Source organism: Gordonia sp. YC-XJ4, assembly GCF_059511865.1.
The window spans coordinates 5,574,490-5,595,958 of the sequence record NZ_CM183447.1 but is presented as its reverse complement, the minus strand read 5'-3'; the positions used below and the strand labels follow the sequence as shown (position 1 = coordinate 5,595,958).

Sequence of the window (21,469 nt, the reverse complement as noted above, 5' to 3'; positions counted from 1 at the left end):
GCCCCATCCCCGATGCCCCAGACCCGTGGCCGTGCCGTGGCCCGAACCGCGTTGGGTGCTGTTCTCGCGCTTGCCGGCATCGGACACATGACCTTCCAGCGCAACGAGTTCCAGGCGCAGGTGCCCGATTGGGTACCCCTCGGCAAGGATGCCACCGTCTTGGCGTCCGGGGTGGTGGAGATCGGTCTGGGTGCGGCGCTCATCGCCTTGCCGAGGTACCGGCGGATCGTTGCCGGCATCACGGCGCTGTTCTTCATCGCGGTGTTCCCGGGCAACATCCACCAATATGTCGCGCACATCGACGCTTTCGGACTCGATTCGGATGCCAAGCGATTGGGGCGCCTGTTCGGTCAACCGGTACTGGTGCTGTGGGCACTGGCTGCCGGCGACTACGGGGCGCGTAAGGGCCGATGACCTCCGACGGCCACGATGATCAGTCGGGCACGCTTGCCGCCGCGTCGGCGCGCGGCCGCTGGCTGATCGTCGCAGCCGTCCTGGGTTCCGGCGTCGCGTTCCTCGACGGGACCGTCGTCAACGTCGCCTTGCCGGCGATCGCGCGTGATCTGGACACGGATCTACGTGGGCAGCAATGGGTTCTGGACGGGTACATGCTCACCCTGAGTGCGTTGCTGCTGGTGGGTGGGGTGGCCGGTGATCGATATGGCAGGCGGGCGGTGTTCATCGGCGGGCTCGTGGTGTTCGCGGTCGCGTCGGTGGGTTGCGCACTCGCCCCGAGTATCGAGTGGCTCGTCGTCGCCCGTCTCGTGCAGGGCGTCGGAGCGGCCGCCGTCGTTCCGGGTAGTCTCGCGCTGATCAACTCGGAGATCGCGCCCGACGATCGAGGTGCCGCGGTCGGCCTGTGGGCCGGGATGTCCGGGGCCACCAGTGCGCTGGGGCCGTTCGTCGGCGGGTGGCTCGTCGATTCGGTGTCGTGGCGTGGGGTGTTCTATCTGAGTGTCCCGCTGGCGGTGGGAGCGATATGGATTGCGCTGCGCCATGTTCCGGAGTCGCGTGATCAGACCGAGCATGCACGGCTCGACGTGCTCGGCGCCGGCACCATGATTCTGGGGCTGGCAGGAATCATCTACGCGCTGATCGAGGGACCTGCCCGGGGCTGGTCTGCGCTGTCGGTCGGCGCCGCCGGAGTCGGGTGCGCGGCGCTGGTTGTTTTCGTGATCGTCGAGCTGCGGGTGCGTGATCCGCTGTTGCCGCTGAGCCTGTTTCGGTCACGTCAGTTCACCGGAGCCAACCTGACGACCCTGCTAGTTTATGCCGCGCTCGGGGGAGCGCTGTTCCTGCTTGCCCTGCAGTTGCAGCAGAGCATGGGGTATTCGGCGTTGGAAGCCGGTGCTGCGATGTTCCCGAGCACGGTGATCATGCTGTTCGGGTCGCCGCTGTCGGGAAAGATCGCGCAGCGCACCGGGCCTCGCCTTCCGATGACCGTGGGACCCCTTGTGGCCGCAGTTGGTTTGGGATTGATGGCGCGTGCCGTACCCGGAGTCGGATATCTGGGGGGTGTGTTGCCCGGGGTGGTGATGTTCGGGCTCGGTATGACGATCACGGTGGCACCGTTGACCTCTGCCGCATTGGCACTCGGAAGCGGATTCCAGGTCGCCATGATCATCGCCGCAGCGTGTTGCGCCGCAGGTGGTCTCGTCGCGCTGCTGACCATTCGGAAAGGTACCGGCTTCCGCCCGCAAGTCATGCCCGCGGTCAACTCCGCATGCCAGGACGCCACGACCCGAACCCGTTAATTACTGTGCGGGCGAGACCCTGGCCCCCGATGGTCGAGGTGCCTTTTCATGGTGGTCGAGGTGCGACGAGCGCCAGCGAGGAGCCTCGAGACCCAGTGAGCCACAGCTGGTTCCACACCACAGACAAAGAAGTCGTCACCGCGGATAAGTGACAATCACCTGCCCACTCCACCGACTCCGCCACTCCACCCGCCGATCGGTGTAGAGCGTCGGCACCCACTCGGCGAGATGCTTCCGCTGATGATCAGCCCGACACAACGGGATCAGGTCACCGAGCACCGTCCAGCCTCCGGCCTCGGGGTCGGCATGGTTGAACGGTCGCCAATGGTCGAGGTCGCACAGGTGCGACGGCCTGCCGCAGTAGGGAAACCGGCACCAGGCGTCGTTGGCCAGCACCTCAGCGCGCAAGGTGGCGCTGGGTGCATACGTCAATGCCCCAGGAGGTGGCACGGTGTGACCACCGTGTCCGGTCGGATCCGCCGGTGGGGCTTGCGGTCGGTCGGCGATCTGCGGGATGAGTGGTCCAGCAGCCCGGGCGGTTCGCAGTAGTGGATGGTTTTCGCGACGTCGGCGAGGGTGGTGGCGTAGTCGGGGTCGATGGGCCCATATCCTGCAACCGGGGTACGAGAATCCCGTCGGGGTCTGTGAGCACCGTCAATACGGGTGCGCCGGGAACGACCAAAGCCCGCCCAAATGCCACCGGCACCTCATCCGGCGTCGGCTCATCCATGGGGTCGGGGATCTCGGGTTCGACGACCGGCTCCACCGGATCGAGTTCGGGAGCGTCGGCATCGGCGGGTTCGGGCATCAGGTCGTCCCACGCTGCCGCATCCTCGGCGTCAGCGGGAGTCTCGGCCGACCCGTTGCTGTCGGTGCCGCCTCCTCGTTTTGGGCAGTCATCTTGTCCGCATTCGCAGTCGAGCCGGGCGCCGGGGACGCCGGTGATCTCCCCGAGGGCGATCACCCGCAGTGGCCCCACGCGGCGGGGGTCTTTGCGGCAGGTGCGTTCGTCGATGAGGGCGTTGATCTGGGTGGTGAGGAATACCCCATTGTGGGCGGGGACGACCGCATCCAGGGTGGAGTGCCCGGCAACCTCGGGGGTGATGGTGACGTTCTCGACCAGGTCGGTGATGGTGTCGCGGTCCTCGATGACGCTGTCGGGGCTCATGGAGATCAGTGCGGCGTCGAGCTGTTGCGCCAACACCGGATCAGTGCTTGCCCGGGACCCGTGATCCAACACGATTTCCTCGAACGTCGACCCGGCGTCGTCGCCGGTGTCGATGTCCCCGGCACGCTGTGCAGCCCGCACCATGATGGAGACGCGGTTCGTGGAGAAGTCCCCGTTCAGGTAGGCGGCACGGATCAACGGGAACTTCTCCAACAGATCCGCCAATGCCACCCAACTCCTTGCTTTGCTGCGAGAGACCTTGAACTGCAACGACACTTCGGCGCGGCCGAGTCTCTCGGCGTGCTCGATCACCGAACCCCACACACCGGTCTCGGATCGACCAGTGAGGTGCTCGCGATACACCCGCTCCGCCAGCGCCGCGGCAGCCAGGACCGTCCGGGCCTCATGCTGACGCGATTGGCGCAACAGATCAGGGCCGGTCTCGATGAGCTCGTCGCGCGACATCGATGTGATCGCGGCAGCGTCGGCATCCGGATCAGTGAACGTCAACACAATCGACATCAGATACCCCCTCCCGCGATCGGTGATCGAACTTATGGGCACAAGTGTACGAAGGGGTACCGACAAAACCGGCGCGGCGATCGCGCGGCTCGAGAAATCTGTGGACAACTCTTTCCGCGCGCGTCAAGTGGGCGTCGATGTGGTTGCGATACTTGTCATCTCGCCGGGTCTCGAGGCTCGCCGCACGCGGCTCGCACCTCGACCACCGGGGAGGAACGGTCGAACATCGGTCAGGAAACGGCCGTCATCCGTACCATCGGGGAAAGGGGCGAGCGTCGGGTGATGGAAGCGCTCGACCTTCGGGGGAAGGCCAGGCGTCGGGTGATGAAAGCCCTTGATCATCGGGGGGAAGGAGTTCTCAACCGTCGGGAAAACGGGCCGATGAGTTCTGTCGGTCCCGGTGGTAAACCTCGTGAGCAACTCTCCGACGCAAGGGGGCCATCATGACCAGACGACTGTTGTTTCTGCACGGAGCGGGCGGATTCGTCGACGACGCCACGCTCGCCGACGAACTCGGCGCCGCGCTCAACGCGGTGGTGCGTTACCCGCGGATGCCTGCGGACGACATGTCCTACGAGTGCTGGGCGAAGTCCGTCCGTATCGCGCTCTCGCGCACGCGCGCCGATGACGTCGTCGTCGGTCATTCCTTCGGAGCGTCGATCCTGCAGCGGGTTCTCGCGGAGACGGCCCGACCGACCCCGGCGTCGGTGATGTTGTTGGCCATGCCCAACTGGGGCCCCGACGGCTGGGATCTCGCCGAATACGCACTCACGAGTCCGCAGCCCTCGATCGCCGTCTCGTTGCACCACTGCCGCGATGACATGGTCGTCGGCGCCGATCACCTCGCCCTCAACGCTGCGCTGCTGCCGTCGGGCCGCGTCCATGAATATCCCTCGGGTGGACACCAATTCGATGGTCTGGCAGAGCAGATCGTTGCGGCCGGCAGCTGAGTGTGAGGCCACGACGGTCACGGGGTCCTCGGGTGCGCCCGGCCGTCGTCGGAGTTCAACGACTGTGCGTAGACCACACCGAGCGTCAACAGGAGCAATCCGACGACGATGAAGGCGATGACCCGGAACAGCCCGTCGAGGGCGGCGAGGTCGAAGAGGAACAACTTGGCGACCGCGGCGGCGACGATCACCAGGCTCACCGTCACCGTGAGGGTGCGGGACGAGCCGTGGAGTCGACGAGCCCAGATGAGGCCGGCTGCGGCGGTCAGCACCCATGTGATGGTCGCGACGGTGTGTCCCGCGCGGAACCCGCTGTCAGCGCCGCCACTGATGGCGCCACCGAGGCCGACGCAGATCTCGGTGACCAGTCCCAGAGAGATCAGGCTGCCGATGGTCCCGATGGTGGGCACGTCGCAGCGACGAACGCGGGCCCACGACCAGGTCAGCGTGGCGACCGCGGCAAGCGATACCGCCGCGACGATCACCAACTGAGCCTGCGTGGTCGCTGACAACGAGTTCCTGAGCACCATGCGATCGATGGCTCCGAGGGACATCGACCCCAACAGCGCGAGGCCGGTGAACACGGTGCCGACGATCCGCAACTGCAACGCCAATTGATTTGTGACGCAAGCGCCAACAGCGACGACGAAGCCGACGCCGGCAAGCCCGATGACGAGACCGGGGCCGTCGAGACCGGCCATCAGCGCACCGCAGGTGGCAACCGCACCTGCCGCCAGCCACACCGTCCGTACCGCGGATGTGACACCGCGCAGGTGGTCGGTACCCAGCGCCAGAGTCGCCAAAACGACGGCTGTCAGCGCCAGCATGATCGAGGCGACCATCGGTCCTGCGACCGGAGTTGCCCCGAGCATCGGCACCAAAGTGGCGCTCGCGACGAGCGTCACGATCAGCGGTTGCGTCGAACTACGAAGCAGGACAAGCGCCGAGCCCGTCGCAAGGAGCATGTTGAGGCCCAGAGCGATGACGACGAACCACTGCACAGCATCCGGGGAGGTGAGCATGCCCTCGACCACCGCGTAACACAGGGGGAGCGTGGCGACCGCCGTATTGGTTGCGAACATCGCAATCCAGTTGCGTCCCAGTTGAATCCACAGAGTGGCGGCGGTGTAACCGAGCAAGAAACCGACGAGCACGTCGTCGATCTCGCCGGTGATGAACGGCGCGAACACCACCAGCGGGATTCCGACCATCAACGCCAGTGCCTGGCTGTCCCACCAGTGCGCTATCCCGAGACCACCTGCGGCAATGACGGCCGCCAGAATGAGCGCGGCGTAGTCGGGTACCCAGTGATAGATCGCGGTGATCGCCAGCACGTCGAACAGCGCGGTGGCCACGCCGGTGGCAACGAGAGCCGCAGCACCCGAACGCCTTCTGGCATCTCGGCCGAGAACGGCACCGACGCCGACGAGTGCGACAGCCAATAGTGCGCCGCCGGCCACCCGTAGCTCCGGCCGGAGCAGACCGGCCTGCGCGGCCAGAACCAGTAACAGCACCACGCCGATCAACGTGATCCCGACGCCGGCCGCGGCAAGGAGCTTGCCGACGAGTCCACGTTCAGCGGCCTGCGAGATCCGTTCGGACATCGTCTTTCTCGGTGGTATCGGTGGTATCGGTGGACGATGGCCGGCCGGAGGATAGGACGGGCGGGGTGGTATCGGCCCAACCGGCATGGGTCCCACCGGCATCGGTCCCGCCGGCATCGCGTACGGTGCGGGCCGCACCGGCTGATAGGTGGGGATCGCATAGGGCGCAGGCATCGGCTGATGCTGATGAGGCGAGGGCGGGACGGCTTGCGGCGGAACCGGTTGAGGAGACGGCTGCGGCGGGACGGGCGCGGCACCGAGGATGCTCTGCAACGTGGTCATGTCGTCGGAGATGGAGGTCATGGAGCGGGCGATGTCGGCAAACTGGCCGCTGATCCGCTCGAGGACCGTGACCGTCGTGTCACTCGGGGCGGGCGTGGGCCCGCCGGGGGCAGGTGTGTGGTTCATGGGGACAACTGTGCTGGCCCGGAGGCTGCCGATCTTGAGTAGATCTACCCGGATGCCGTGAGTGAAGCCCGCTGACCTGCGGAGGAGCCCTGGTCGGCGTCGTTCGGTCGGATGGTGTTCAGTCGTCGTCGAGGCCGTGTTCGATGGCGTACCGGGCCAATTCGACCCGGTTGGCCAGCTGTAGTTTCCGCAGGGTCGCGCCCACGTGGTTCTCGACGGTACGCGGGCTGATCAACAGCCTCGTGGCGATCTGCTTCGACGACAGACCCTTGGCGACCTCACGCAGCACCTGGGTCTCCCGGTCGGTGAGTACGGGGGTGTCGGGGCCCGGATCGCGCGCGATCCGCCGATACTCGCCGAGGACCAACCCGGCCAGGCCGGGCGTGAACACGGCCTGCCCCTCGGCGGTTGCGCGGACCGCCGCCACCAATTCGTCGCGGTGAGCGCTCTTCACGAGATAACCGGTGGCACCTGCCTTGACGGCGTCGAGGACGTCGTCGCGTTCGTCGGACGCCGAGAGCACCAGCACCCGGGCGCCCGGGCAGACGGCGAGGAGTTCGGTGGTCGCCTGCGCGCCACTGCCGTCGGGCATCTGCATGTCCATCAGCACCACGTCGGGCTGGACCGCCGCGGCGCGGACGGTTGCCGCGCGCACCCCATCGGCGGTGGCGACCACCTCGAACCCTTCGTCGGTCAGGTCGCGGGCGACCCCGTCGCGCCACATCGGGTGATCGTCGACCACCATCACACGTACTGTCATCGCCGTCGGCCTTTCTCCACCGGGATCGTCAGCTCCCACTCGGTTCCCATGCCCGGCGCCGAATGTAGTTGTGCCCTGCCGCCGAGGTGCTCGATGCGTCCGACGATCGAACGATCGATACCCATCCGGCCTTCACTTCTCGCTTGCGCGAGCCGACCCGGCGCGATCCCCACCCCGGTGTCGCGGACGCTGATGATCACCTCGTCGTCGAGATCCTCGAGAAGGACATAACTGTGTGCCTCCGGCCCGGCGTGCAGTGCGGAATTGGTGAGGATGTTGTCGATGGCCGACATGACCTCGGCGAGAACCGTTGCCGGTAGCGGAACCGGATCGGGCGGTGCGCTGACCGACACCCCCTCGGCGGCCAGGGCTTGCAGCGCTGCAGCGAGATCGGTTTGCGCGTCGGAGCCACCGTCGACCGGCCGCGCTGCGATCAGCCGGCGCAGGCGCTGCTCCTGTTGGGCCGCCAGAGCCGCGAGTTGTGCTGTCTCACCACCGATCTCGGTGCCTCGTCGGGCGACCAGTGCCAGCACCTGCAGCACGCCGTCGTGCACCTCACGGGCAAGGCGTTCGCGTTCGGCGGCCTGCGCGGCCGCGCGGATCGCGATGGTCAGCCGTTCATGGGTGACGCGCGCCCGCGACGCGGCGAGCCCGATCGCCATGCCGGTCATCAACAGCAGCAACGCGGTGGCGTTGCGGCCGAAGTTGAGGATGATCTCGCCCTTCACAAAGAAGTTGGTCAACCCCACCGCGGCCCCGCCCAGCAGGCCCCACCAGGGCCCGCCCAGAAGTGCGCTGGAGAGAACGCAATTGGTCATCCAGAGTGTCGTCGGCCAGGTCTGGTTGTTCGCCACCCAAGCCATGTCGGCGACGTAGGAGGTCGACAGCATCATCACCGCCGAGACCGCGACTTCCGACGCCACGAACCACCAGCGCCGGCCGAATCCCACGAGATAGCCCGCCGCCCACCAGATGTTGGCGACGGCCAACAAGCCGAACAACGCCCACGTCAGGCCCGGCCGATCCAGGTCGTGGTTCACGACGATCTGAAAGCCCAGTGCATAGCAGAAGGATGCGAGCCGGAAGATCTGCGCGGCCCGCCACAGCGGGCCGACGGGATCGAGGTCGTCGACGCGTAGCCAGGGCGAGAATATGCGGTCGAGCCCGGTGGAGACAGGGGTGACCGATTGCGGTGACTTCGGCATCCTCCCCCCGCAGGTACTGGTGGTACGGCCGTGTGCACACGACCATGGTGGTGCAACCAATCCTAGCCATCACTGACCGGCGGAATTGACCGCCGTCAGGCCAGCAGGCCACTGGCATACCAGTCGTCGGCCGAGCGGACACCGGGTACCACGAAGAAATAGCCACCCCCGAACGGCTGCACGTAGTCGATGAGGGGCTCGCCGACGAGGCGCAACTGGATCGTCTCGAACTGGCGTACCACGTCCTGCTGATAGGCGAGGAAGACATGGCCGGCCTGGATGTTGCCGTTCGCGTCGACGCCCAGATCGTAGTTGTAGGAGCGGCGGATGAGGCGCTGGTTCTCGGTGGCCGGTGTGCGAGGGTTGGCGATGCGAATGTGCGCGTCGAGCGGGATGACGGTGCCCTTCGGGTCGGCCGCGTAGTTCGGGGTGTCGAACTCGGCGTTGCCGTCCAGTGGTGCACCGGTGTCCCGGCGGCGGCCGAACATGTTCTCCTGCTCGTTGATCGACACGCGGTCCCAGAATTCGACGAGCATCCGGATCAGTCGCACCACCTGATAACTGCCACCCCGAGCCCACCGCGGTTCACGCGGATCATCCACCCACACCAGCGATTGTGCCTCGGACCCGGTCGGGTTGGCGGTACCATCCTTGAACCCCAACAGGTTCCGTGCCGTCCCCGAAGGGCGCGGCGGCGAGTTGTATCCCTCGATCTTCCACCGGATCTGCATCGCGCCGCGGGTGTGACGGGTGATGTCGCGGATCGCGTGATGAATGGTGTCGGGGTGATTGGCGCACAGTTGCAACGAGAGGTCGCCGTGCATCCACGCCGGATCCGGGGAGTCATCGGGAAACACCCGCATCGGCTTGAGCTGCACCGGTTTCGACGACGCCAGACCGAACCGATCGTCGAACAGACTCGCACCCATACCCAGTGTGGTGGTCAGTCCGTCGGCGGGCATCTGCGGGCCCAGCACGTCGGAATCTGCGGGCGGTGCCGACACCCCGGAATCGGTCGGTGCGCCGCCTGCGGTGAGGGTGCGGGCACGGGTGGTCAGCGTCTTCATGAGATCGACGAGGTCGGCGCGCGAGGTGCCGTCGACGACGTCGAAGGCGGCGACGGCCGAGAACGCCTGCTTGTCGGCCGGGCCCGGTGTCAGGATTCCCGACTGATGCTCGGAATGAAAAGGATACGAATCACTTTCGGACGGACCGGAGTCCGCCGAGCGTGCATCGGCGGTGACGCCACCGGCAATCAGCCCTGCGGTCAACGCGGTACCTGCGGTCCCGGCGGCCGCGCCACGCAGGAAACTCCGTCGGTTCACCGCGGAGGGGCTGGGGTCGAAATGCTTGCGCATGTGGGGTTCTCGGCTCTCGCTACAAGGTAGTCGGAATCAGGTCGGTGGCGGTCACGAGCTGGGCGGGACCTCGAGCAGCCCGGGCTCGTCGGACAACGACTGCAGCACGGCGCCCAGCGCGGCGTTGACCTGCTGACGTTGGGCCAGGGTCACCGTGTCGCTGGGCTGCCAGCCGTTGGGGGTGCGGGTGGTGTTCAGCGCGGCGTCGAGGGTGTTGAGACCTCGGGTGATGGTGGCGACCAAACCGGGGTCACGAGCCTGCACCAGCGGGGCGACCTCGGCGAGCACCACGCGCGTGATCTGGGTGTCGGCGGAGGTGGCCGCATAGGCGGTGTGCGAGCCCAGATCGTCGATCCCGGAGAGGTGGTCGCGTTGGGCGTCCTCGAGGATCTCGTGGACCCGGATGGGCAGGTTGGTCGGGTCACCGGCCTCGTCGTCGGTCGTCAGATTCTGCCGGACGACGCCGATGTCGGTGGTCAATTGGTCGATCACCGGCAGCAACTGGGACGGTCCCTGACCGTGGTAGAGGCCGTACTCGACGCGGTGCAGTCCGGTGAACCCCGGATCGTTCACCCCGCCGGGAAGACCATCGGGCAATCCGTCGACGGCCTGCCCCTTGTCGCCGAAACTGTCGTAGGAGGCGCCAACCCGCTCCCAGTCGAGTTGCGCCGTCAGCCAATCTTTTTGGGCGCCCGCGAGATCTCCGGATGCCACCGCCGAACGCAGGGCGGCGACGTCACCTGCCAGGGTCGTCAGCGTCTGCGCGGCATACGCCTGATAGGCATTGTTGGGGCCGGTGAGGTCGGCGATGGTGACCGGTTTGACGGCAAGGACATTCGCGACGTCGTGCCCGGTCACCGTCACCGCCGCGCTGCGGGTGGTGCCCCCCGGCATCAGACACACGAACGAGTACGTCCCCGACCCGAGCGTGGCGGTGAGAGTGGCGGTGGTTCCCGGCCCGAGTGTCTCGATCTCACCGACGACACCGCCGGACGCGTCGTCGAGGTTGATCTCCCCGGCGTGCGAGGACTTGTTCGCCACGTCGATGCTCTGGGTACCCGAATGCGCCGAATTCCATTCGTGCGCACAGCTGTCCGCGGTGACCGTCACGGCGGTGTCGGTCGAGGTGGGAGTGGGGAGGGCGAGGATGACCACGACCGCGACGAGCACCGGAACCGCGATCAGTGTGAGGGCAACCGGCAGGGTGCGTTGTTGGGCCCACCGTTCCCACCGTGGCCGTGCCGGCTCGGTGGTGTCGCGCGCGGCGAGATTCTCCTCGGGGGTGCTCGCGGGAGCCGGGACAACGGCGTCGGTGCGCACGAACATCGTCAGCACCACCACGAGGTAGACGGCCCAGGCCACGATCTGCAGCACCGTCATCTTGGGGGTGAGCTCGGTGGTGCCGCTGATCAGCGTCACCCACCAGGAGGTGGGATCGATGTGGGCCGTCAGATCGAAGGCGACCCACGAGCTTCCGGGGAGTAGCCCGGCATCCTGCAGGTCGCCGAGACCGTACGCGAGGACGCCCGCCGCGATGACGATCAGTGCCAGTGCCGTCCAGTTGAAGAACTTGCCGAGGTCGAGGTGAATCGCTCGCCGATAGAGCAACCAGCACAACGTGATTGCGATGACGATTCCGATGGCGGCACCGATCAACGGCGCCACCGTCGATCCCGACGCCTTCACCGCGGTCCACAGGAACAGCGTCGTCTCGAGACCCTCACGGCCGACGGCGAAGAACGCGGTCAGCGTGAGCGCGCCCGCGCCGATAGCCAGGGCACGGTCGACGTCGCCGCGCAGCTGCCCCGACAGCGAGCGTGCGGTCTTGCGCATCCAGAAGATCATCTCGGTCACCAGAACGACCGCGACCACACTGAGCGCGCCGCCGATCGCCTCCTGCGCCGAACTCGACAGGATGGTGGTGGAGTAGGTCAGTACCGCGGCGAAGCTGCCGGCCAGCGAGACCGCACCGAGGACGCCGAGCCAGATCGCGGCGGTCGAGACCTGCCGTCCGGCGGGGAGGGTGGCATTGGCCTTGTGCAGGGCGGCGAGCAAGATGCTGACGACCAGTCCGGCCTCGAGTCCTTCCCGGAGTCCGATCAGCAGATTCGGCACCGCGTCAGCCCAGTTCATGAGAAAGAAAGGTATGCCTTGGCTGCCCTTCGTGGGGTAAGGATTGCCTGAGATTATTGTCACCAATTATACTGCGGCGTAAAGTGATTGGGAGAACTGCGACAATTCGGCCCAGCTCGTTGGGGGCCACTTTTCCGGCGGTTTACCGACCCTTGGATGTTGGGAGATCGGAGTCGGGATGAACAGGGTGATCGTCCGGTGCGATCGAGGCGCCTACTACTCGACGATCTGGTGGCCGTTGGGCTCGTTCAAGGCCGCGCGGTTCGGGCCGATGCGCGTGCAGCGTTGCCCCGTGCATCATGCGTGGGAGAAGACGCGGCGGGTCGATCCGTCGCAATTGTCCGACGACGTGGTGGCGGGTGCGCGAGCCACGACCGACTGGCCGATCCCGTAGGGGTTTCCGTCCTCGGGCCGCGTCTCGGGGACGACGGGATCAGGATTTGATTAGTCGGGTTAACGATCGTGAAGGCACAGCCGATACTCAGCACATGAACAGCACATGGAGAAACCGGCTGGTAGCCGGAGCGCTCACGGTCGCCACGGCGGCGGGAATGCTGATCGGCGCGGGTACCGCGTCGGCCGACGACACCCTCGGTCGGCTCGATGACCGCACTTGTCAGGGTGTCAGTCCCAACATCGTCGATTTGCCCTACAGCGTGGGAATCCGCGTGCAGCAGACCCAGAAGCCGATCGTCCACAACAGCGTGACGCTGTACTTGACCAAGCCGGTGACGTTCCTCGCCCCCTACTCAGCAAGCGGCACACTCACCTGGCGCAATCCGGTGTCCGGACAGCATGGCTCCCAACGATTCTCCGACACGATTCAGCGCTACCAGCTGCTGATGCCCTTCGTCGACATGTCGAGCATGCCGACGCTCTACCTCCACCCCGGGGTGGGCCCGCTCGACGTGTCGATCAGCGCTCAACCCAAGGGGTTGGTGCCGGTTGCGCCGGTGACGTGCACCGTGCGGTTCACGGTGATCTGACGGCGGGCTCAGGCCGACTGTGCGGCCAGAGCCTTCTTGCGGCGTGAGAGGACGCCGAAGGCGCCGCCGACCGATGCCAGCAGTGCAGCGACACCGACCTTCTCGTGCGCGAGCGGGTGCTTGACGACGGCGTCCAGCGAGTAGCGCCCCGGGCCGGTCAGAACGATTGCAGCAGAGGACAATCCGAGAACCGCGGGATACTCGAAACCGCCGTTCTGTGAGAAGAATCCGCTCGGGCGGTGGACGTCGGCGGCGGCGATCATCGCTGCGGTGCCGACGGCCGCCGCGACCCGGGTGCCCGCACCGAGCACGACGAGTCCGCCCGCGGCCTCACTGATGCCGGCGGCCACCGCCGACGGCTTGGCCGGCTTGAAGCCCATCTTCTCCATCCCGGCGGCGGTGCCGTCGATGCCGGGGCCGCCGAACCATCCGGCGAGTTTCTGGGTGCCGTGGGCGAACAGCGTGGCCCCGACCGCGACGCGCAGGGTCAGCAGGCCGGCATCGAGTGCCCGGGAATTCTTCGAGCTACGAGGCATGGGTGGTTCACCTTCCTAACGATAGGTCTAACAGGACTCTAGTCCGTTTACTCGGAGGCGTCGTCCCCGGGGTGGGAAGGGCCTTGGATGGACGCGGGCACAATCGGCACCATGAGCAACATCGAGCCGATCCAGGACCTGTCCGGACTCGTCGGGCATCGCTTCATCTACACCTACGCCAATGGGTGGCAGTACGAGATGTACGTGAAGAACGCGTCGACGATCGACTACCGCATTCATTCAGGGATGGTGGGTGGTCGGTGGGTGAAGGATCAACGCGTCGACCTCGTGCAGCTCGACGACGACGTGTACAAGGTGTCCTGGAACGAGCCAACCGGAACGAGCGTCGTCGTCAACGTCCTGCCGGGAAAGCGCAGACTGCACGGAACGATCTTCTTCCCACGATGGGTCGAGGAGAACGGCTCCGCCACCGTCGTGTTCCAGAACGACCACCTCGACGAGATGCGCGCCCTGCGCGACGCCGGGCCCACCTATCCGATGTTCGTCGTGCCCGAGTTCGCCCGGATCACCTTGTTCGAATTCGTCGGCGCCGACGACGAGTCGGTGATTTCGGTGGCACCGCGAGAGTTGCCCGAAGGCTTTGCTGATCGGACGAATTGACGCCAATCGGCTACGCGCGCAACGCATGCCATGCCGCGGTTGCGAGGTCGTCCGCGAACTCGAGCACGCCGGCGGGGTCGTATTGTCGCGTCAGGTGCGTACGTCCGATCTCCTGGGCGGGGCCGATCCACACACTCGACAGGACGTGGATCGGCACATCGCGTACCCGGCCGCTGGATCGCTGACGCTCGTACCACGAGCCGACGTCGTCGAAGAGCACGGTGTTGACGGCCTCGATCCGCTCAGCCGCCAGTTCGGACACCTGTGGATCATGCAGCGTGTACAGCAGTCGTGCGCGGTCGAGATTGTCGGTGACCCACCGGAGGTGGAAGTGCACAACCGCCCGTACGCCGCCCTCTGCATCATCGGCATCGCCATTGTCCAGGGCGGTGAGCAGTCCGTCTCGATAGTCGGTGAGCGCTCGCACCTGTAACTCGGCAGCAAGATGAGCCTTGCTGGGGAAGTGGTGATACAGGCTGCCGGTGCTCGCCCTCGCTGCGCGCTGAACCGCTGACATCGTGGTGACGGCGTAACCGTCCGCGTCGAACAACGCCAGTGCTGCGGCGAGGATCGCGTCGCGGCGGGAGATGTCGAGTGCTTGCGCGGGCATGCGGCCATGGTAGACACTAGAGAAACTCTCTAGGGAACTTCTCTAGTTACTTTGTGATCAAAGAGGACGGGGGTTGGGGTGCGGATCGGCTTCATGCCCGACGGCGAGGTGTACCCATTCCGATCGAGATGGTTCGCATCGTCATCGGGACGCGTGCATTACGTCGATGAAGGCGATGGGACGCCGATACTGTTCTGCCATGGATCGCCTACGTGGAGCTTTCTCTATCGGCGCGTGATCACCGGCCTGCGTGACCGATACCGGTGTATTGCTCTGGACCACATGGGCTTCGGCCTGTCTGAGCGTCCGAGTGATTTCGGTTTCACCATTGCCGAGTTGACCGAGGTACTCGGCGAGTTGGTCGATCACCTCGATCTCGACGGGTTCGTGGTGGTGGGCCACGACTGGGGTGGTCCGATCGGGGTCGGTGCAGCTGTTCCGCGTGCCGAGCGAGTGCGGGGACTCGTACTGTGTAACACCGCTTTGTGGCCCATCGACGCGATGCCCAACCGCGCGTTCAGCGCTGTGATGAGTAGTCGGCCGTGTCAGCGGCGGATACTCGACAACAATCTCCTGGTTGAGAAGTTCCTGATCGCCGGCCTCGGCGATGTCCTCACTCCGCTCGAGGCAGATCACTATCGGGAGGTACAACCGAATCGCGATGCGCGCGTGGCACTTGGCGTGATGCCCCGGGAGATTCGTGCGGCACGTGAATGGTTGTGCCGACTCGAGCGTGAGATCCCCGGTGCGCTGGGAGGCAAACCTGCCATCGCGGTGTGGGGCATGCGCGACGTGGTGTTTCGCCCCAGGGGGTGCTTGCCCCGCATTCAGCGCGACTTCGCCGACACCGAGGTCATCGAGGTGCCGCGCGCCGGCCACTTCGTCCCCGAGGAGGCACCTGACGAGATTGTGACGGCAATATCGCGTCGCTTCTGAGGAGGTTCACCCATCGAGCCGAGGCCATTGATCGTCACGCGCCTCTAACCTGGTCCCATGCATGAGCAGCCAACCGAGGAGGTCCGCGCCGTCGTGCAGCGGATCACCGGCTATCGGTTCCGCTCCCGCTTTCATCTGCGACGCCACGAGCAGGCCATCGTCGCCCGAGACGGCATGAAGCTCATTCGAATTCACGCCGCCGATCTGCTGGGTGCCCGACTTGCCCCGGCATATCCGCGTAACGACGGAAAACAGACGCCGTGGGGTGGTCACCCGGTGTTCCGTGCGCAGCACGCCACCGGAACCTGTTGTCGGGGTTGCCTTTACCGACTGCACGGGATCGCTACGGGACGCGCGCTGACGGCCGCGGAACTCGACTACGTCTGCGACGTGGTGTGCTGCTGGATCGGTATGGAGATGGCGGATGGGCCTGCTGTATCACCTCCGCCGGTCCCGCGTCGACGCTCCGCGCGGGGTTCGGGTCAGGGGACGTTGTTTTGAGGTGGCGCGTCGATCTCCTGGATGTGTGTCGACCTCGGGGATGTGTGTCCTGCAGGACGCACAGATGCCAGGTCGGCACACGTTTGCCTCCGGCAAGGGGTGACGATGGACGATGAGACGACCGACGCTGCAATGGCTGGCGAATTCGCAACCGAGACACTTGATTACGATGGTGGTCGGCCCGTCACGGTGTATATCCCGCCGGCGAGGCCGGAGGCCATCGTTTTCGCCGGCGATGGTCAGTCGACCCGGCGTCGGGTGCAAGCGCTCGACGCGGGCACCGCCGAATCCACCATGGTGGTCGGAACGCACCGATCGGCTGATGAAACGGTGCGTCTGCAGGAGTATTCGCCGCCGATCGCGCCGGAACGGTTCGCCGCGCATGAGAGGTTCTTCGTCGGCGACGTACGACGATGGGTGGCGTCGCGGTTCGGTGTGGACCTGCCGCCGGCGCGGACTGCCGTGTTCGGAGTCTCCGCCGGGGCCGAATTGGCGCTGGCTCTCGGGCTTCGGCACCCGTCGATCTACGGCGTGGCGCTCGGCGCGTCGCCCGGTGCCGGTTACCGTCCGCCCGTGACCATGCCGGTCCAACTGCCGCGCGTGTATCTCGTCGCGGGCACCTCGGAACCGTTCTTCCTCGAGAACGCTGCGCGATGGGCGACCGCACTTCACGGAGCCGGAGCGGACGTCGTCATGCATGAGCGGGACGGATCGCACGGTGGGGCGTTCTGGAATACGGAACTCTCGCTGATGGTCCGGTGGGCGTTCGGGAAGTGAGTCCTCCACGCTGTCGGCCTCCCCGACCTGCCTCGAGCAGCGTCGGAGGGCGGGTCGATCCCTGAATGTGGGTCGACTTCGGGAATGCGTGTCCTGCAGGACACACATCGGCCGGGTCGGCACACAAACGCGCCCGTGTAGGATCTCATCCTCTTTGTCAGTCGCGAACTGGGGTTTCTCATGATCTTGTCACCTGTGGGTTCTCACTAACTTGTCAGAATCCTCAGGCCAGCACTGCTCCCCGGCCGGCGCGTCATAGTTCGAGGTTGCAGTGCTGAAGCGGCGGGTTGCTAGGAGACCGCTACGCGACGTGAACTGCGGCTTGTGAATGGTCGAACCGTCCGACCGGCTGAACAAGGGCGATCGAACGCCGGCCGGTGTCGTGGCGATGTTCCCGGATGTGACGTGTAAGGGCTCGGGACATGCTTGACGTCGTGTCGTCGGGACATCGTTGACGTCTCACGCTTGTCGGTGGTCGCAGTCAGAGTGTGGGGGGTGTCCTTCTCTGCTGAGACTGAATCCGATGCTGAGATCGCTGCACGGGTGCGTGTGGAGGTCAGGTTCCGTGCGGTCACCGAAGTCGCCGACGGTGCTCCGGTCATCGAGGTCGCTAACCGTTACGGTGTCTCTCGCCAAACGGTCACGGCGTGGCGCAAGCGCTATGCCGCATCAGGTCTGGGCGGTTTATCGGATCGATCTCGCCGACCGCGTACTAGCCCGAACCAGATCTCTCCACAAGTGGAGGCGACGATCTGCGAAATGCGACGCACCCACCGGCGGTGGGGTGCCCGGCGCATCGTCTACGAACTCGGACGCCTCGACCCTTATGCGCCCGCGCCCGCGCGGGCCACGGTGCACCGCGTGCTGGTACGCAACGGATTGGTCAATCCTCAAGAGCAGCTACATAAACGAGTCTACAAGCGATGGGAGCGGGAAGCTCCGATGCATCTGTGGCAACTCGACCTGGTTGGAGGTGTGTTCCTGGCTGGCGGCCGGGAATGCAAACTGTTGACCGGCATCGACGACCATTCCCGCTTCGTCACCGTCGCCGCGGTTCTCGAGCAGCCCAGTGGCAGTGCCGTGTGTGAAGCGTTCGTCGGGGCGATGAATCGATGGGGCGTGCCGTTCGAGGTGCTCACCGACAACGGCAACCAGTTCACCGGCAGACACACGCGGCCGTTGCCGGTTGAGGTGCTCTTCGAGCGGACGTGTCGCGAGTACGGCATCACCGCGCGGTTGACCAAACGCCGGTCACCGACCACGACCGGCAAAATCGAACGATTCCATCGCACATTGCGCCGGGAGCTTCTCGACGAGACTGGCGCCTTCGACACCATCGAGACCGCGCAAACGGCTATCGACGAATGAGGTTCCCCCCGAACCGTAGAGGCATCGATAATGAGGAGCACGATGCCAGAGAAGCGGAAGAAGTACGACCGGGAGTTTCGTGATGGGGCGGTCCGGATCGTCGAGGAGACAGGTAAGCCGATCGCCCAGGTCGCTCGAGACCTGGGGGTCAACGAGGGCACCTTGGGTAACTGGGTCAACCGGGCGCGCGCCGAGCGGGAGGGCCGCGGCGAGCTGACCGTTGATGACGCTGCTGAGCTCAAACGGTTGCGTGACGAGGTCGCCGAGCTGCGCATGGAGCGTGATGTCCTCAAGCGATCAGTGGTCCTGTGGGTGAAGGAGGCGACGAAGTGAGCGTGGCACGCTTTATCGCCGACCAGAGGACCAACTATCGGGTGCCACACGCGGTGTCCTGCCGGCTGCTCGGGGTCAGCGAGGCGTGGTTCTACAAATGGCATAAGCGGACCCAATCGCCGGGTGCGGCAACGGGTTTGCACACCACCCGCGACTATCGCCGGGACACCATCGACCGGGCCGTGGCGGTGGCGTTCGACAAGGCCCGCGGCCTGCACGGGTCACCGCGCCTGCATGCGGATCTGCGTGCTGACGGGTGGACGGTGACCGAGAAGACTGTCGCTGATTCGATGTGTCGTCAGGGCCTGGTCGCGCGGCGGATCCGCCGGCGCAACGGGCTGACCCGTCAGGACAAGACCGCCCCGAAGTTCCCCGATTTGTTGGGTCGCGATTTCACCGCACAGTGCCCCGATCAGCGGTGGGTCGGCGACATCACCGAGATCCCGACCGCGGCGGGCAAGCTGTATCTGGCCACGGTCATCGACCTCTACAGTCGCCGCCTGCTGGGGGCGGCCACCAGTCGTCACCCGGATGCAGCGTTGGCGTGTGCGGCGATCGAGATGGCGGTCGCCACGCGGGGCGGCATGCAGGCGATATGGCGTGATGACGATGCGCAGAAGCTGATTTTCCACACCGATCGTGGGTCGACGTACACCGCGAGACGGTTCACCAGGCTGTGCCAGAAGATGGGTATCCGGCAGTCGATGGGCCGGGTCGGATCGTGTTTCGACAACGCCGCAGCGGAGGCATTCTTCTCTTCTTTGGAGTGGGAAGTGTTGTCACGCAACGAGTTCCATACTATCATGGAGGCGCAGGCGGTCGTGTTGGAGTGGTGCTACGGCTTCTACAATCACCAGCGTCGCCACAGCGCGATCGGGATGATGAGTCCGGTCGACTACGAGAACACCGCAGTCACCGAGCCCGAAGCCGCATAGAGGAGTCCTCCACGATTCCGGGGGAACCACACTCGGTCTTGTAGAGGCCGTTCGCTGATTCGATCAGCGCGTTGTCGTAGGCATCTCCCACCGATCCGATCGACGCAGAGATACTCTCCAGTGAGAGTTTCTGCGTCAACCGTGTTGACGTGTACTGCGATCCTGCATCCGAATGGTGTATCAGCTCACCATCTTTGACAGGATGACCATCGCGGTCACGTTGCCATAGCGCCATCCGTAGAGGGATGGTCACCAAGGTGGCGTCCTTGCTCGTGGAGGCATGCCAGGCCACGATCTTGCGGGAGAACACATCGATGATGAACACGACGTACACCCATCCGGACCACGTTCGGACGTAAGTGAAGTCGGTGACCCACACACGGTTCGGTTCGGCAGCACAGAACGTGCGGTTCAACAGGTCTCCGGCCCGGATTCCATCCGTGGACGGGATCGTTGTTCGGATACCTTTGGAACGACGAATACCATTGAGGTGCAACATCTTCATCGCGCGGTCCACCGCACCGTAGGACACCCCTGGCATGCTGGTGCGGTCCAGAAGTGCACGCATCTTCACGCGTCCGTAGAGCCCTTCCGGGGTGAGCCGCCGCCGTCCCTGGTGATCGACCCGCCACGCGACCTCACGTACCGCATCGACAGTCTGGGCGTCGCTGATGGTGCGTGCGGCGGGCCGACGCGAACGCCAGGCCCGATAGGTGCGTGCGGCGATCTGGCAACCCTGCTCCCGCAGGACTCGGCAGATCGACTCGACCGCTACACCTTCAGCTCGCATCGTGTCGATGAACGCGATGATCATCGATTGCGGGGGTCGAGTTCCCCCGCGAAGAAAGTCGTCGCCGCTTTCAACACCGCCACGTCCTCACGCAGTTGCCGGTTCTCGGCCTTGAGCTTCTTGATCTCGGCCGATTCCTCCGAGGTCACGCCCGGGCGTTGCCCGGTATCGACTTGATTCTGCACCGCCCACCGGCGGACCGATTCCTTCCCAACGCCGACCTGCTTGGCCACAGCCTCGGCCGCCGCTGTCAGCGACGCATACTCACCACCATGGGTCTGCAACAACCGCAACGCCCGCTCACGGACCTCTGGATCGATCTTCTTCGGCATAACGCTCATCCTTCCTAACTCAGAAGGAAACGGCATCAAACCTAGGGTGATTCACGTCCTTGATTGCACACAGATAGAGCTTGCCCTCACGGGTGTGGTGTTCGGTGATACCAGTGAGCCACAACCGATGTGGCTCCTCGGCGGTGAAGTCGCGCTGGACCAGATCATCGTGGACTGGTGGTCCCGGTCGTCGGCCGTTACGACCTCGCTTCTTGCCGAACACCGACCACCAGGCGTTGTCGCGGCAGATCCGCCACGCGGTCCGCTCGGCCATCGACTCACCCACGGTGGCGGCTTCCCCGGCGAGGAATCGGTAGCCGAATTCCGGGTCCTCGCGGTGGGCATCGAACAGGGCATTCGCCCGATACGCCGCGGCCAGCTTGGCATTGGTGACCGGGCTGGCCAGCCACCGGTAGTAGGGCTGGCGCGAGAGCTGAAGTACCCGACACGACACGCGACGGCAATCCCGTCGGCGGCGAGCTCTTTCACGAGCGGGTACAGCCTTTTCCCGGCAGGTTCGCCTGCGATAGATACGCCGCCGCTCGACGCAGCACCTCGTTCTCCTGCTCAAGCAGGCGGATCCGCTTACGGGCCTCGCGCAGTTCAGCGGACTCGGTCGAGGTCACGCCAGGGCTGCGGCCCCCATCAATATTCGCGCGTCGCATCCACTTGTGCAGCGTCATCGGGTGCACACCGAAGTCGTTGGCGACCTGCTCGATCGTGACGCCTTCTCCACGATCACGAGCCACCCGGATCGCATCGTCTCGGAGCTCCTGGGGGTACGGCTTGGGCACAGCTACATCCTTCCCGACCGCCCGAAGGCAAGCCAGATCAGATGTCACCTATCCGTGCAGCAGTCCCTAGCGACAGTCCCGCGCGGAT

The 21,469-nt window shown here is 65.5% G+C and carries 20 protein-coding genes and 3 pseudogenes; 12 read left to right on the top strand and 11 right to left on the bottom strand.

Features of this window, described 5'->3' with window-relative positions:
- The first annotated feature begins 12 nt into the window (after nucleotides 1-12).
- Both AC5ZH6_RS25070 and AC5ZH6_RS25065 read left to right on the top strand, forming a co-directional pair.
- On the top strand, nucleotides 13-414 hold the full coding sequence (locus AC5ZH6_RS25070) for a DoxX family protein (protein WP_020173272.1): 402 nt from the start codon (nucleotides 13-15) through the stop codon (nucleotides 412-414).
- Nucleotides 411-1,754 (top strand): DHA2 family efflux MFS transporter permease subunit, encoded by a 1,344-nt coding sequence (locus tag AC5ZH6_RS25065; protein WP_288338025.1) that lies wholly within the window; start codon nucleotides 411-413, stop codon nucleotides 1,752-1,754. Before AC5ZH6_RS25070 ends, AC5ZH6_RS25065 begins: the two co-directional genes overlap by 4 nt.
- 135 nt (nucleotides 1,755-1,889) lie before the next feature.
- Here AC5ZH6_RS25065 and AC5ZH6_RS25060 read toward each other — a convergent pair.
- Nucleotides 1,890-3,444 (bottom strand): annotated as a pseudogene (locus tag AC5ZH6_RS25060) (HNH endonuclease signature motif containing protein).
- 443 nt (nucleotides 3,445-3,887) lie between these two features.
- Here AC5ZH6_RS25060 and AC5ZH6_RS25055 point away from each other — a divergent pair.
- Nucleotides 3,888-4,394 carry an alpha/beta fold hydrolase gene (locus tag AC5ZH6_RS25055; RefSeq protein ID WP_288337933.1) on the top strand — a complete coding sequence of 169 codons (507 nt, stop codon included), beginning with the start codon at nucleotides 3,888-3,890 and terminating at the stop codon, nucleotides 4,392-4,394.
- Between the two features lie 17 nt (nucleotides 4,395-4,411).
- Here AC5ZH6_RS25055 and AC5ZH6_RS25050 read toward each other — a convergent pair whose 3' ends face one another.
- From AC5ZH6_RS25050 to efeU, 5 genes are all read right to left on the bottom strand, one after another.
- Nucleotides 4,412-6,406 carry a DUF2339 domain-containing protein gene (locus AC5ZH6_RS25050; RefSeq protein ID WP_288337934.1) on the bottom strand — a complete coding sequence of 665 codons (1,995 nt, stop codon included), beginning with the start codon at nucleotides 6,404-6,406 and terminating at the stop codon, nucleotides 4,412-4,414.
- Between the two features lie 118 nt (nucleotides 6,407-6,524).
- Nucleotides 6,525-7,166, bottom strand: coding sequence for a response regulator (locus AC5ZH6_RS25045; protein ID WP_288337935.1), 642 nt, complete (start codon nucleotides 7,164-7,166; stop codon nucleotides 6,525-6,527).
- Nucleotides 7,163-8,371 carry a MacS family sensor histidine kinase gene (gene macS, locus AC5ZH6_RS25040; protein ID WP_288337936.1) on the bottom strand — a complete coding sequence of 403 codons (1,209 nt, stop codon included), beginning with the start codon at nucleotides 8,369-8,371 and terminating at the stop codon, nucleotides 7,163-7,165. The genes AC5ZH6_RS25045 and macS overlap by 4 nt, the downstream gene beginning before the upstream one ends.
- A 95-nt stretch (nucleotides 8,372-8,466) precedes the next feature.
- A complete protein-coding gene (efeB, locus tag AC5ZH6_RS25035) occupies nucleotides 8,467-9,729 on the bottom strand; it encodes an iron uptake transporter deferrochelatase/peroxidase subunit (RefSeq protein ID WP_094601271.1) in 1,263 nt (420 codons plus the stop codon).
- A gap of 51 nt (nucleotides 9,730-9,780) precedes the next feature.
- Nucleotides 9,781-11,862: an iron uptake transporter permease EfeU gene (gene efeU / locus AC5ZH6_RS25030; protein WP_496167958.1), complete on the bottom strand. Its 2,082-nt coding sequence runs from the start codon at nucleotides 11,860-11,862 to the stop codon at nucleotides 9,781-9,783.
- 178 nt (nucleotides 11,863-12,040) lie between these two features.
- On the opposite strand from efeU, the gene AC5ZH6_RS25025 reads away from it, so the two are divergent.
- Both AC5ZH6_RS25025 and AC5ZH6_RS25020 read left to right on the top strand, forming a co-directional pair.
- Nucleotides 12,041-12,256 carry a hypothetical protein gene (locus tag AC5ZH6_RS25025; RefSeq protein ID WP_288336789.1) on the top strand — a complete coding sequence of 72 codons (216 nt, stop codon included), beginning with the start codon at nucleotides 12,041-12,043 and terminating at the stop codon, nucleotides 12,254-12,256.
- A 94-nt stretch (nucleotides 12,257-12,350) separates the two neighbouring features.
- Nucleotides 12,351-12,848, top strand: coding sequence for a hypothetical protein (locus tag AC5ZH6_RS25020; protein ID WP_020173278.1), 498 nt, complete (start codon nucleotides 12,351-12,353; stop codon nucleotides 12,846-12,848).
- Between the two features lie 8 nt (nucleotides 12,849-12,856).
- Here AC5ZH6_RS25020 and AC5ZH6_RS25015 read toward each other — a convergent pair whose 3' ends face one another.
- A complete protein-coding gene (locus AC5ZH6_RS25015; RefSeq protein ID WP_020173279.1) occupies nucleotides 12,857-13,384 on the bottom strand; it encodes a DoxX family protein in 528 nt (175 codons plus the stop codon).
- A gap of 111 nt (nucleotides 13,385-13,495) precedes the next feature.
- Here AC5ZH6_RS25015 and AC5ZH6_RS25010 point away from each other — a divergent pair, with 111 nt between their 5' ends.
- Nucleotides 13,496-14,005 (top strand): phenolic acid decarboxylase, encoded by a 510-nt coding sequence (locus tag AC5ZH6_RS25010; protein WP_196813443.1) that lies wholly within the window; start codon nucleotides 13,496-13,498, stop codon nucleotides 14,003-14,005.
- 10 nt (nucleotides 14,006-14,015) lie between these two features.
- Here AC5ZH6_RS25010 and AC5ZH6_RS25005 read toward each other — a convergent pair whose 3' ends face one another.
- Nucleotides 14,016-14,615 carry a TetR/AcrR family transcriptional regulator gene (locus AC5ZH6_RS25005; RefSeq protein ID WP_020173281.1) on the bottom strand — a complete coding sequence of 200 codons (600 nt, stop codon included), beginning with the start codon at nucleotides 14,613-14,615 and terminating at the stop codon, nucleotides 14,016-14,018.
- 93 nt (nucleotides 14,616-14,708) lie between these two features.
- On the opposite strand from AC5ZH6_RS25005, the gene AC5ZH6_RS25000 reads away from it, so the two are divergent.
- From AC5ZH6_RS25000 to AC5ZH6_RS24975, 6 genes and pseudogenes are all read left to right on the top strand, one after another.
- Nucleotides 14,709-15,551 carry an alpha/beta fold hydrolase gene (locus AC5ZH6_RS25000; protein WP_414537580.1) on the top strand — a complete coding sequence of 281 codons (843 nt, stop codon included), beginning with the start codon at nucleotides 14,709-14,711 and terminating at the stop codon, nucleotides 15,549-15,551.
- Between the two features lie 57 nt (nucleotides 15,552-15,608).
- On the top strand, nucleotides 15,609-16,052 hold the full coding sequence (locus AC5ZH6_RS24995; RefSeq protein ID WP_014361751.1) for a DUF4186 domain-containing protein: 444 nt from the start codon (nucleotides 15,609-15,611) through the stop codon (nucleotides 16,050-16,052).
- A gap of 105 nt (nucleotides 16,053-16,157) precedes the next feature.
- Nucleotides 16,158-16,829: an alpha/beta hydrolase gene (locus tag AC5ZH6_RS24990; RefSeq protein ID WP_020173282.1), complete on the top strand. Its 672-nt coding sequence runs from the start codon at nucleotides 16,158-16,160 to the stop codon at nucleotides 16,827-16,829.
- A gap of 531 nt (nucleotides 16,830-17,360) precedes the next feature.
- A pseudogene (locus AC5ZH6_RS24985) lies at nucleotides 17,361-18,191 on the top strand (IS481 family transposase); the annotation flags it as partial.
- A gap of 48 nt (nucleotides 18,192-18,239) precedes the next feature.
- Entirely contained in the window at nucleotides 18,240-18,530 is a 291-nt protein-coding gene (locus AC5ZH6_RS24980) for a transposase (RefSeq protein ID WP_005195137.1), read from the top strand.
- Entirely contained in the window at nucleotides 18,527-19,465 is a 939-nt protein-coding gene (locus tag AC5ZH6_RS24975) for an IS3 family transposase (protein ID WP_211541884.1), read from the top strand. The genes AC5ZH6_RS24980 and AC5ZH6_RS24975 overlap by 4 nt, the downstream gene beginning before the upstream one ends.
- A 4-nt stretch (nucleotides 19,466-19,469) precedes the next feature.
- On the opposite strand, the pseudogene AC5ZH6_RS24970 reads toward AC5ZH6_RS24975, so the two are convergent.
- The 3 genes and pseudogenes from AC5ZH6_RS24970 to AC5ZH6_RS24960 form a co-directional block, all read right to left on the bottom strand.
- Nucleotides 19,470-20,587, bottom strand: a pseudogene (locus AC5ZH6_RS24970) (IS3 family transposase); the annotation flags it as partial.
- A 19-nt stretch (nucleotides 20,588-20,606) separates the two neighbouring features.
- Entirely contained in the window at nucleotides 20,607-21,041 is a 435-nt protein-coding gene (locus AC5ZH6_RS24965; protein ID WP_187589362.1) for a hypothetical protein, read from the bottom strand.
- A 31-nt stretch (nucleotides 21,042-21,072) separates the two neighbouring features.
- On the bottom strand, nucleotides 21,073-21,381 hold the full coding sequence (locus AC5ZH6_RS24960) for an IS3 family transposase (RefSeq protein ID WP_005194694.1): 309 nt from the start codon (nucleotides 21,379-21,381) through the stop codon (nucleotides 21,073-21,075).
- Nucleotides 21,382-21,469 lie beyond the last annotated feature (88 nt).